Here is a 12,575-nt window from a genome sequence, read left to right as displayed (position 1 = left end):
GCCTTTTGATTTCGGCCTTTTGACTTTACTTAAAATCCACGGCGGCGGGTTTTGAGCACGGCAATTTTGGTCGAATGATTAAACGGGGAGGGATTGGTGATTGGTTTGCTAAGCCGCGTTGTTGGGTAGCCCGTAAAATCTTCAGCAATATCAATATATTGTTCAATTTCAACATAGCCATCGGCACAAATTTTTTCAAGCAAGGCGAGATATTCTTCGCCGCTCAAGAAGAGGGCATTGTTGATGGCGATAATTGTGCCGTTGTGTTCCATCAAAGGCCGCACCCGATTGAGCACCTTAGTGTAGTTTTGGGCCAAATCAACCACCCCATGATCGGTGGCCGCAAACATCGGCGGATCAACAATCACACAATCGAACAATTCGCCTTTGCGTTTGAATCTGTTCATATGCAGCCAAAAATCGTCAGTTTGAAAATCGGGTTTATGAATTGGAAAGCCATTTAAGGTGTGCGAGGTTTTGGCCACATTCAAAAAGCGCCGATTACGGTCGGTTTGTACCACCCGTTTGGCTCCCGCCGCTACCGCCGCCACGCCTAAGCTTCCCGTATAGGCGAAGGTGTTGAGCACCGTTTTATCGGCTAAATTAGCCAAAATCCACTGGCGCAAGTTGCGGGTATCCAAATACAAGCTGGCATCGCGGTTCATGGTCAGATCAAGCGCATACCAAACTCCATGCTCGCGGATGCGCGTCGCTAAACTTGTGCCATAGCGCAAAACCCCATTTTGGGCTGTTTCATCATCGCTATGGCGGGTTTTGACTAAAATTGCTTCGAGCCATGGCAAGCGAGTTGGCAACCACGCTAGCACTTGCTCAACCAAGGCCTCGCCTGCTTTGGGTGGGTCAGCATAGTTATGCACCACCGCTGTGGTCGCATACAGGTCGATCACAAGTTGCGGCTCGCCCTCAAGAAACCCATTGAACAAGCGCAAGCCTGCCTGATGGCGTTCGTCAAATAAGCTTTCACGAGCAACAATTGCCCATTCTATTCGATCAGTCAAAGTCACGACTGGCATACTTCATCCTTAATTGCTGTCAACAGATCGTTGGCGTTATGCTATTTTAACCGAAATAGCAATTAAGGATCGAATTGGCTCAAGCCTTGTTAAATTAAAATAGCGCAGTGGGTTAACACCGCGCCATTGATCAACAGATTATGGGCTAATTGCCAAAGAGCAATTGGAACGGCAGGGTGAGCAAATAGCAGATAAATGGTACGCCAAAAATCACCAAGGCAATAATAATCGGCGTGCCTGCTCGCTTGCCCGTAGAATCAGGAATCAAGGCCCAGCCAATCAAATAGGCTAAAATCCCAGAGCCAACAAATAAGCCAAAAAACACGAGAGCAATCCGCACAATCAGCGGATCAATCCCGAAATAGCGGGCGATCCCAGCACAAACGCCAGCGAGAACCCGGCCTTCATTTGGTCGAACAAGTTGACGTGATTGATACGACATTTGTAGCTCCTAACACACGAGAACGTTTTAATTTTATACTATTGCTGCGCTTATGGCGAATGACGTGGCTGTAAGACGTAACGCCCCTAGCAAAAGTTTCAGCTGCCTAGGACAAAGGAGTCAGCCTGTGGCAACACCTGCCAAACGCTCATTGCGTGATCGTCCACCCCTTCAGCGTTGGTTTATTCTATTTTTGCGCTTCTTGTTAATTGTTGTGCTCTTGCTGGTGTTGGCCAGCGGCGGCGGCTATCTGTATTTGCGCCGTTCGTTGCCAACCACCGCAGGAACCCTGACCCTCGCTGGCCTCGCGGCTCCGGTCGATGTGCTGCGCGATCAATATGGCGTGCCGCATATCTACGCCCAAAGTGAAACCGATGCCCTGATGGCCTTGGGCTATGTTCATGCTCAAGATCGGCTGTGGCAAATGGAGTTTCAACGCCGCATCGCCCGTGGTACGCTCTCCGAAGCTTTGGGCGAAACCACAGTCGAAACCGACCGCTTTTTGCGCACGCTTGGGGTTTATCGCGCCGCCGAAAGTGCCTATGCCGCGCTCGATCCGGCAGCTAAAACAATTGTTGATGCCTATGTTAGTGGCATTAATGCTTTTTTGGCTGAGCACAGTGGCGGCGAACTCTCGCCTGAGTTCACTTTAGTTGGGGTCGAGCCGGAGCCATGGGTTGGCGCTGATGTGCTGGGCTGGGCCAAAATGATGTCGTGGGATTTGGGTGGTAATTATTCGACCGAATTGCTGACCATGGAATTGGTTGCCAAATTGGGCAGCGAAAAAACCAAAGATCTTGTGCCCCACTATCCGAGCGATGGCCCGCTGATTGTGCCAAATCCCAGCGGTGGCAGCCAAGCTTCTCAATTGTTGGCATTAAGTCGGCGAGTTGAGCAAGGTTTAGGAATTGGTGGTGGCAATATTGCCGGCGTTGGCTCGAACAATTGGGTGATCGGCCCAAGCAAATCAGCCACAGGCAAGCCCTTATTGGCCGACGACCCGCACTTGAGCTTTCGCACGCCCTCAATTTGGTATATGGCCGAGGTCGAAGGTGGCGATTTGCACTCAGTTGGTGCGACGATTCCAGGTTTGCCTGGGGTAATTGTTGGCCACAACCAGCGGATCGCATGGGGCGTGACCAATACTGGCCCTGATGTTCAAGATTTGTATCGCGAAACCCTCGACCCAACTGGCACTCAAGCCATGTTCAAGGGTAGCTACGAACCACTCACGATTATCAGCGATACGATTCGGGTCAAAGATAAAGGCAATCTGCCGCTGACGATTCGGGTTAGCCGCCATGGGCCGTTGATTTCTGATGCGCTGAATGCCAATAACGCCGACGACCCCGATGCGCCGCAACGTGAAGCCTTGGCCTTTCGCTGGACAGCCCTCGACCAAACTGATAGCACTATCAACGCCTATTTAGCGATTAACAAAGCCCAAAATTGGCAAGAATTTCAGGCTGGCTTAGAAAGTTATGTTGCGCCAGTTCAGAATTTTGTTTTTGCTGATGTTGATGGCAATATTGGCTATATGGCACCTGGCCATATTCCAATTCGCGCCAATGGCGATGGCACAATGCCGGCTGATGGGGCTTCGGGCGAGTATGAATGGACGGGCTTTATTCCGTTTGAGCAATTGCCCCAAAGCTATAACCCGCCTCAAGGCTATATTGCGACAGCGAATAATAAAGTTGTAGCCGATAGTTACCCGTATTTTCTCAGCCACGAGTGGGCCACACCATTTCGTGCCCAACGAATTACCAAGTTGATTGAGGCCAAACCAACATTAACCATGGACGATATGGCAGCGATTCAGGCCGATGTGCATTCGACCTATGCCGAGGAATTATTGCCAGTGCTGCTGAATTTGGTGCAGCCAACGACCGATCAACAGCGTCAAGCCATCGCCATGCTGCAAAACTGGAACTACAGCACCGCTGGCGATCAACCAGCCGCCAGCATTTTCGAAGCTTGGACCTATTATTTGACCGTGCCGATGGTTGGCGACGAATTGGGCGAACGCTTGCTTGAAACCTATGGCCAACGCCGCCAACTGATCGATTTGGCGATTCCAGCGATGTTGCAAGACCCTAACAACCCTTGGTGTGACGATGTTAGCACGGCCAGCAGCACTGAAAACTGCAATGCAATTGTGACCCAAGCGCTTGATGTGGCACTCAAAGATTTAAGCTTCCGCATGCAAGATAAACCGATGGAGCAATGGCGCTGGGGCACAATTCACCTTGCTTTGTTCCCGCATAACCCGCTTGATGCAATTGGGCCGTTGCGAGGCTTTTTCAGCAAAGCGATTGAAAGTGCTGGCGATGGCAGTACGGTTAATGTTGGCCATGTTGCCGATGGCGAGCCATTCGACCAAGATCGTGGGCCAATTTATCGGCATATTGTCGATTTAGGCGATTTTGCTAATAGCCGCATGATCAACGCACCAGGCCAAGCAGGCCATTTTCTCGCGCCGCACTACGACGATCTACTCGAACGCTGGCAAAAAGTTGAATACATTCCCATGACCTATGGCCGTGCCGCAGTCAGCGCTGGCGAGGTGGAGATGTTACAATTACAACCCTAGGACATAATGTAAAGGCTACTGGTAGTTGTTGCCAGTAGCCAGCAAATTCATGGAAGGTATGGATGAGACGAGTTTTTTGTTGGTTAGGATGTTTATTAATTGGATTAAGCTTCGTGCCGAGCCATGCCAGCCCAGTTGCGGCCACGTATCAGGTACAAGCCGAGTTTCAACAATTTTGGCAGGCGAATGGCGCTGCGGCACTATTTGGTCAACCAATCAGCGAAGCGTTGTGGTTCGATGGTCAGTTAGTACAATATTTTGAAAACCAACGTTTGCACTTGATCAACAATCAAGTTGTGCCAGCCAAACTTGGCCTAGAGCTATTTCAGGCCAGTCGCCGAACCTGGCAAAACCAACGCCAACATCTGCCAACTAACCAGTGTTTGCGGGTTGAAACAACCGAACGCTCAATCTGCGAGCCGTTTCGGCGCTATTGGCAAGCCAATGGCGAGGCCAGTCGTTTGGGCAATCCAATTACTGAAACGGTCAGCGAGACCAATCCATTAACTGGTCAGCAACAAACCATGCAATACTTCGAGCAGCAATTGCTGATCAACACCAACCAACAAATTATGCTCAGTCCACTTGGGCGGTGGCAAGCCGATTGGCTGCTGAATGGCACACGTCAAGCCAGCCCAATTCGCGCCAATTTAACTGGCCCAAGCCAGCCGCTCAAGCCACTCGACCAATTTGAAATTCAAATTGATGCAGGCAACTATAGTGGTACAGCCAGCCTACGAATCTTTGATAGCGCTGGGCAACTTGAAACCAGCCAATCACTTAATCTCACAGGCCAACGCCAAAATCTTGTATTAACCGCTCAAGGTGCGTTAGGCCAGCATTACGCCGTCTTGGTGATTGATGGCAAGGTGGCGGCGATCACCAGCAGCATCTATCAACTTGAGGCGACGACGAGCGTTCAAACTGGAGTTGCGGCCTACGATACGCTGCCCAACAAAGTGCGTAGTTTTTTGCGCAACGACCTATCGATCTATCAATATCAAGGCTACACGATTCGCGGCTATCGTTCGCCCGATAGCTACCTGATTTGGCTGCGCGATCATGTTCATCAAGGCTTGGGCTATCGCTATTTCGAGCAAGATATGACCAGCACGCTGGATTATTTTCGGCGTGAGCAAAAAGCCAATGGAGCCTTCGACGACTATTTTGCAATCCTTGGCGGTGCGCCAGTCCAAGGTCGTACCGCTGTTGAGGCCGATTTAGAATATCTGTTTGTGCAGGGCGTGCATCAAGCCTGGCAAGCCACTGGCGATACCAGCTGGATGCTTGAGCAAAAACTAGCCATGCTACGAGGCATCAACTATAGCCTGAGCGATCCACAGCGCTGGAATCCCACCCTGCGATTGATTCGCCGCCCATATACGATTGACACATGGGATTTTGAATATGGTGGGCCGACGATTGCCCCCGATGGCAAAACCTCGCCACGCCATTGGATCGACGAAAAAACCCGCTTTGGAATCATGCACGGCGATAATACAGGCATGGCCCATGGCTTATATTTGCTGAGCAAACTTGAATTAACCCAAGCCAATTTTGACCAAGCTACTCAATGGCTGGTTCGTTCGCAACAACTAACCACACAGCTGAATGAGGTTGCGTGGAACGGCAAATTCTACACCCACAATGTTTTAGAGCAGCCTTTTGATATTCCTGAACTCGATGAGGCTCGCCAGCTGTCGCTCTCCAACTCGTATGCGCTCAATCGCTATGGAATGGAAGCCAGCAAGGCCTTGGCAATTATCGACGAATACTATCAGCGACGGGTGGCTGATTCGAGCAACCTCTCCTCAGAATGGTTCAGCATCGACCCGCCATTTCCTGCTGAGAGTTTTGGCACATTGCCAGGCTGGGGCAACGTGCCTGGCGAATATGTTAATGGTGGGCGGATGCCACTGGTTGGCGGCGAACTGGCTCGTGGCGCATTTCGCTGGGGCCAGCCAGCCTATGGCTTTGATATTCTGCGCCGCTATGCCCAAATGATCGAAGCTCAAGGCGGCAGCTATTTGTGGTATTACCCGGTCGGCAATCCTGGCATCTCCGGCCCGGATACCCTTGCTACTGATGGCTGGGGCAGCACGGCAATGCTGGCAGCGCTAATTGAAGGTGCAGCCGGGGTGACCGATCAAAGTGCGCTCTATCAACAACCAATGCTCAGCCCACGTTGGATTGTTGAGCCAGATGTGCAACAAGCCCAAGTTACCGCCCGCTATGCTGCTTCGCAAGGCTATGTGAGCTATCGCTGGCAACGCCAAGCACGCGGTTTTCAGCTAGATTTTACCGGCAGCGGTGAACAAGTCACATTACAATTGTTGCTGCCTAACGATGCTCCACAACACGTTAATTTAACGATCAATGGCCTGCCATCATTTGGCCATGAACGAACAATCGGCCCAAGTCGCTATCTTGAGCTGCGACTGACCAAAGCCACTGGTTCGGTCGTCGTCAGTTGGTAAATCACAAAAACCCTGCGCCCACAATGCTGGGCGCAGGGTTTAGGCACTGAGAACATCGCTATCAAACTATAGTGGTTATGCTAAAACGTGGAAGCATCGCTACTCCCACGCTCCGCTCGAAATGGTTGAAATTTAGTCGCTTACGAGGCTTCCAGCGTTGACATTGGTAGTGCCACTGGCAGCCGCGTTATTGCCTGCCCACGTGCTATAACTACCAGCCCAGGTGCTGTAGCTCCCTGCCCAAGTGCTATAACTGCCAGCCCAAGTACTATAGCTCCCCGCCCAGGTGCTGTAGCTCCCTGCCCATGTTAGATAACTGCCAGCCCAGGTGCTGTAACTCCCCGCCCAGGTGCTGTAGCTGGTCGCAAGGGTTGAGCTATAGGTCGTGGTGCTATCAGTAAAAGTGTTGGTTGCCGTATCATACTCAGTTGAGCCTTGATAGTGGTTGCTAGTATCATCGGGATTGCTGCTCACAATCAGGTCGGTCGGCAAATCCATGCCCGCGTTGGCAGCGCCAGTGTTGCTGCCATCGATCACCGCAGTTGGCACAACTTTGCCAGCACCTTGTTGCCACATGCTGTAAGCGGCTTGACCATCGGCTAAGCTGGCAAGCTGGGCTGTGCCAGTCAAACGGGCCTTGATTTGGTTATTGGTCAAATTTGGCTCATCTTGCAACAACAAGGCGACAATCCCACTTACCTCAGCGGCGGCCATCGATGTACCACTCAAGGCATAGTAATTAAGTTGTTGCGAGGTTTTCAAATCAGCCCATTCGAGTTTGGCGCGTTCGCTAACCAAGCCTGCGGCTCCAGAATTAGCTAACACACTATCGGCAGGCAAGGGTGCAATGACCCGCGAGCCAGCAATCACCACATCGGGTTTAACAAAACGACTTTCGGTTGGCCCAGCCGATGAATAGGCTGCTAAACTATCGCTAGCATTGTCGTTGTAGATTGCAGGTCGAATTGCTCCCACACTGATGATATAGGGCACGTTGGCTGGGGCCATAATCGTAGCGGGATTTGGACCAGTGTTGCCAGCCGCTGCCACCACCGTGATGCCCTCGTTCCAAGCATGCATCACCGCTTGATTCAGCGGATCATACCAGTAGGGCACAATCACTTCGGCTTGCAACGAGAGATTCAGCACCCGAATATTGTATTCGTCAGCATGCTCAATCACCCAATCAATCGCCGCGATAATCGTGCTATACGAGGCTTGGCCCTGCGAATTTAAGGCCCGAACCACCACATAATTCGCGCCTGGGGCAATCCCAACTTTGGCTCCGCTATAGCCTGCTGGCAAAGCGCGATTATCGGCTAAAGTGGCAAATACATGGGTTCCATGGCCATATGGGTCGCTGCTATTCGTAATTTGGTTGCTTGCTAACATGTCTTTATAAATCAAAAAGCGGCTGCCTTGGTTGTAACGCGCAGTCGTGTTATCGATGCGCTGCCACCGCTCAGGTCGTTCGATCGCTGGCAAACCTGAATCGATCACGGCCACGGTCACGCCGCGTCCATCGATGCCACGGCGTTGCACCACATCAGCGCCAGTTACAATCGAGGGATATTGCAATGGGGTGGCACTTTTGGGTCCAGCCTGCACAGCAATTGGCTGATCAACCGCTACTTGGGCTGAGCTAGCAACCGCTTGATCGGCAAAAACCCGCAGGCCTTGCGCTTGCAGTTGGGCGATTTGTGGTTTGGTTAATTGAGCCACGCTGGTTTCAAAGCGGGCAAATTGGCGTTGCACAGTGCCACCAACTGCTTGAATTGCCTTGGCTTGGTTGCTTAGCGCAGCCCCTTGTACCAACATTGATTGGCTGGGTGCAACAGGCTGTGCAATCCCAATCAAGCTTATCAAGAGGCTTGCCAGCAATAAACTGCGAAAAAATCCTCTGCGATGTTCTCTATCCATAGCGCCTCCAAAATTGGCATACATGCGATGTTTCGAGCGGAATGAGGCTGCTATATCATAGGCTATGCCAGTATTCGACGTTATGTATGGCCATTAGTCCTAGCTTATACTAGCCCATGGGGGAGATCGCCAAGGCTTGTAGTAGCTTTTCATCAACCATTAAGCTCGCTGTGCTATAACTTCAACAGCGTGCCAGATTCACATTCCAGCAACACGCCTATAAGGAAATTTTGATGATTGACGATCCTTTTGCCGATTTAGTCGCTGTACCACGTGGCAGCAAAGATATTCCAAATGTCTCGCATGTTGTCTATTCGCGGCGCTGGCAATATCTTGGTGGAATATTGGGGATGTTAGGGCTGAGTAGTGCCACAGCCTTATTTGCTAGCCAACCACCACGTTGGGCCAAGCCAATGCTTGGTTCATTGCTGGCGGCGGGGCTTACCGCGGGTGGGCTTGGGGTTGGCAACATTTGGCGCTTAGCGGTCGAACGGCATACCTTGCGCTTACCCCGCTGGCCAAGTGCCCTCAACGGCTTCAAAATTGCCCATCTCAGCGATTTGCATCTTGGGCCAAACTATAGCCAGCACGTGTTGCGCCAAGCGCTCAACATGATCAAAGCTTGGCAACCTGAAATTATTTTATTAACTGGCGATTTTGTTAATCGCCCAAGCGATGTTGGCACATTGAAACAGATGCTGACGGGAATTGCCGCACCCTTGGGCGTGTACGCCTGCCTTGGCAACCACGATTATTGGGACGACCCGCAACTGATTGCCCGCACGCTCAAAAAGGTTGGCGTAGAGGTGTTGATCAATCAACATCGGCTGGTGCAATGGCATGATCAATCAATTGTGATCGCTGGAGTAGCCGACCCATGGCAGGCCGATGCTGATTTAGCGCAGGCGTTGCACAATGCTCCAGCAGCACCAGTGGTATTGCTAGCCCATGGCCCCGATTTTGCCGACATCGCGGCTGAGCAGCAGGTAGCCTTACAACTTTCGGGCCATGCTCATGCTGGCCATATCAATGCACCATGGTTGGGGCCGTTGGTTGTGCCACGTTGGGGCGAAAAATACCCACACGGCCAATTTCGCATCGGCCAATGTGGGTTGTATGTCAGTCGAGGTTTGGCGGGTTTGCCAATTCGCTTTGGGGCAACGCCCGAAGTAGGCTTATTGACCCTGATGGCAGCCTAAAAATCTTCGTGAACTTCGAGAATTCGGCGGCGCAGTGGGTATAAATCGGCGGGACGGCAATGCACATCGCCGATTCGCAGCTGATATTTCAAAAATGCCAACTCGGTAAGTAAATGATGGCGAGTACGCACCGTTTGCAGTGCTCGCCAGCCGCCGCGAAAGAGTGCTTCCCATTGGCTTTGCACCCGACGGCGGGTTGAACGCACGGTTTGGTAGGTCGCTTGGTCGATAAATCCACAACGAATTTCCTCGACCAATTCTAGGTCGATCCAATAGCGCTCTTTACGCCAGGCGATGATTGCCACCAACACCACAATTAACACGCCACCGCTGCTGATCAACCAAGCGATCAACACACCAGGAAAGCGATAGCTAATTGTCATATTGTGCAATGCGTGGAACACGACAGCCAAAATCAGGCTCAATGGCTGCATCACAACTACCACCCAACGGCGGCGCTCATAGCGAATCATGCCCAACGCCACCCCAATGATGCTGGTGTAGAACGCATGATTAAAGCCAAATAGCACCACGCGCAGCCACAGTAATGAAGTAATCGAGCCGCCACGACTAGCAAAATAAATCGCATTTTCGGTCATAGCAAAGCCAAAACCAATCAGTGCGCCATAAATAATGCCATCGAGCACGCCATCGAACTCATAGCGAAAGAACATATAAATGCCAAACAATGCCAAGGCTTTGAGTGGTTCTTCGACCAACGGAGCATACCAAACTGGTTGGCTGCCACGGTCAAAGCCTAAAGTTGAAGCAGTATTGGGCAATTCAGCCAACAACGCGAGGGCCACGGCAGGCACCGCACCCCATACAAACACTGCTAACAGCAGCGGCCATGGTTCTTTTTCATAGCGATCAAGCCACCACAAAAAGGTCACGTACAGCAGCGTTGGCAATACCGTCAAAACAATTGCAAGCCACATTGATTTTCTCGTTGATTGATTGCGGCGCTCAGCCTGGCCATCAATACGGTATGACCTACTCCGTCACCCATGGTCGGGAATCGGGTTCGGGAATACTTAGCTCAGCGAGACGGGCATTTGTGGGAATCCCATCACTGTCCCATCCATGCAGAGCATAATATTTCGTTAGCAGTGTGTCAAGGGTGGGAATTTGATTGGCGGCAATACCGCTGGTTAATGGTTGTTGTTGCCAGCGGGTGCTGAGGTCGTCGCTATGGCCCCATTGCAAGGCCAGCAGCCGCTCGACGGTGATAATTCGTTCGCCAACTTTGGCTAAATCGGTCGGCGAAACGCTCTTGCCAATATCGGCACTCAGAATTGTCGCCAGCTCTTTGGGGGTAATTTGGTAGGCCAAGGCCGCCAAGCGCCGACAAATTCCAGCGCTATCGAGGCCAGCGACAAAGCGTTCATGCCAAATTAGGCGTTCAGGCTTGCCATTGACCACGCTTGGTTGATGGTCGTCGTTGCCTTTGAGCCATTGGGGAATCGTATCAAGCCACTCGTACCAAGGCATGGCTCCTCGCGCATCGCCGCCAATTGAACTGGTCGCCAAGTGCAAGGCCCAACCTTGGGCAGCGCGTGGGTCAAGTGGGCTGATCGTCAAATTATTGGCCAGCGGGGCAAATTGATCGCTGCCATAAAAGACTTGGCTCATCTCGTATACGCCCAACGAGAGCAAGCCCCCAATGCCTTGTTTGGTGGCAATCGCATCGATCGCCGCCAAAATCGCCGCTTCATCGCCCCATTGCAAATCATATTGGCGGGTCAATTCGCGCTGGCGACATTCCATCAAAAAGGCAATTGCATTGGCGGTTGCATTGGGATCAAGGCCATAGCGCAGGCAGCGTTGGTTGGCTTCGATAATTGCTGCTGCTGATTGCAAACCGCAGCGTGCCCCAAACCCGACAATCGCCTCAATTTCAGGGCGGGGCTGGTTGGTCGCAGCAAAATCATGGTAGCAGGGCAGTGGGCAGCGCGGGCAACCACGATCATAAATTTCGCCAGCATAATCGCCAGTGGTTGGCATCACGCTTGGCTCAGGATCTTGGCCATTGCGTCCGGTGATCGCCCCGTGGTTGGCGGCCAAATCAACATAGTAGCTTGAGCCATAATCGCGAATCGCGGTTGCCAATGGGTCGCGGTCGATGCGCTCGGTAATTGGCTTAAACGATGAGAGAAAGTTGGCGGTATCAGCAGGCTTGACCATGCGTGTGCCGCGCACCACAATCGCTTTGAGCCGTTTCAAGGCCATCACCATGCCCGTGCCAGCAGGCTCGGCCAAGTAGCGACCTTCGGCCACCAAAGCCGCATAGGGCAGCATCTTTTCACCAGCCTGACCAAGCGTCAAAACTCGCGCATCAGCGCCGTGCTCGGCCATCAGGGCATCGTTAATTTGCTGGGTATCAAGGCCATTGAGGTGATTGGCGGGGTAAAGTTCAGCTTGGCCATTATCGATCACGGCGTAGAGCCAAGCAGTTGCCTGACCAACCACCCAAACCGCATCAAAACCAGCGCGTTTGAGCGCCGCGCCCCAATCGCCAACCGCCCAACTATGAATCAAATTGCCTGTCAAGGGCGAACGAGTGGTAGCCACAAAGCCGCCAGTAGCATAGGCCGGAGTGCCAGCCAACACCCCAGGAGCCAACAGCAACGGATTATCGGGAGAGCGAACTGCTGTATCGGGGGGAACAAAATGATACATCAAGCCCGCTGTCAGCCCACGTCCACCCAAATATAGCTCGCGAATTGGCGATGGGATGTCAAACGTGGAAGTACTGGCTGTGTCGAGGTTAATGCGTAACGCACGCCCGATAAACGCCATGCGTGGTCTCCTTCCGAAGCTACTACGATGGGTATTGTACAGTAGGTACACAAGTCTAGCAACGCATACCCTGTACGCTAATCAGCCCGACCGCAGGACTGGCCTAAAACC

The 12,575-nt window shown here is 52.1% G+C and carries 8 protein-coding genes; 3 read left to right on the top strand and 5 right to left on the bottom strand.

The window, feature by feature from the left end; translation table 11 throughout:
• Positions 1-29 precede the first annotated feature (29 nt).
• Positions 30-1,034, bottom strand: a complete 1,005-nt coding sequence (locus tag LCH85_12010; GenBank protein MCA0352711.1) for a class I SAM-dependent methyltransferase — start codon at positions 1,032-1,034, stop codon at positions 30-32.
• Between the two features lie 145 nt (positions 1,035-1,179).
• Positions 1,180-1,476 carry a PspC domain-containing protein gene (locus tag LCH85_12005; GenBank protein MCA0352710.1) on the bottom strand — a complete coding sequence of 99 codons (297 nt, stop codon included), beginning with the start codon at positions 1,474-1,476 and terminating at the stop codon, positions 1,180-1,182.
• A 127-nt stretch (positions 1,477-1,603) separates the two neighbouring features.
• Between LCH85_12005 and LCH85_12000 the strand changes: the two genes are divergently transcribed.
• Positions 1,604-4,069: a penicillin acylase family protein gene (locus tag LCH85_12000; GenBank protein ID MCA0352709.1), complete on the top strand. Its 2,466-nt coding sequence runs from the start codon at positions 1,604-1,606 to the stop codon at positions 4,067-4,069.
• Positions 4,070-4,131: 62 nt separating this feature from the next.
• The gene (locus LCH85_11995; protein MCA0352708.1) at positions 4,132-6,546 is read left to right on the top strand and encodes a hypothetical protein; all 2,415 of its coding nucleotides are present in this window, start codon (positions 4,132-4,134) and stop codon (positions 6,544-6,546) included.
• Between the two features lie 132 nt (positions 6,547-6,678).
• On the opposite strand, the gene LCH85_11990 is transcribed toward LCH85_11995, so the two are convergent.
• Positions 6,679-8,466, bottom strand: coding sequence for a S8 family peptidase (locus LCH85_11990; protein MCA0352707.1), 1,788 nt, complete (start codon positions 8,464-8,466; stop codon positions 6,679-6,681).
• 233 nt (positions 8,467-8,699) lie between these two features.
• Here LCH85_11990 and LCH85_11985 point away from each other — a divergent pair, with 233 nt between their 5' ends.
• Positions 8,700-9,665: a metallophosphoesterase gene (locus LCH85_11985; protein MCA0352706.1), complete on the top strand. Its 966-nt coding sequence runs from the start codon at positions 8,700-8,702 to the stop codon at positions 9,663-9,665.
• Here LCH85_11985 and LCH85_11980 read toward each other — a convergent pair.
• Both LCH85_11980 and LCH85_11975 read right to left on the bottom strand, forming a co-directional pair.
• Positions 9,662-10,603: a PrsW family intramembrane metalloprotease gene (locus LCH85_11980; protein MCA0352705.1), complete on the bottom strand. Its 942-nt coding sequence runs from the start codon at positions 10,601-10,603 to the stop codon at positions 9,662-9,664. The two genes, LCH85_11985 and LCH85_11980, sit on opposite strands and share 4 nt — an antisense overlap.
• 55 nt (positions 10,604-10,658) lie before the next feature.
• Positions 10,659-12,464, bottom strand: coding sequence for an aldehyde:ferredoxin oxidoreductase (locus LCH85_11975; GenBank protein MCA0352704.1), 1,806 nt, complete (start codon positions 12,462-12,464; stop codon positions 10,659-10,661).
• Between the last annotated feature and the right edge of the window lie 111 nt (positions 12,465-12,575).

It is taken from the genome of Chloroflexota bacterium, assembly GCA_020161265.1.
In the GTDB taxonomy this organism is placed as follows: domain Bacteria; phylum Chloroflexota; class Chloroflexia; order Chloroflexales; family Herpetosiphonaceae; genus Herpetosiphon.
The sequence above is the reverse complement of the archived record's forward strand: the minus strand, read 5'-3'. Positions and strand labels throughout refer to the sequence as shown.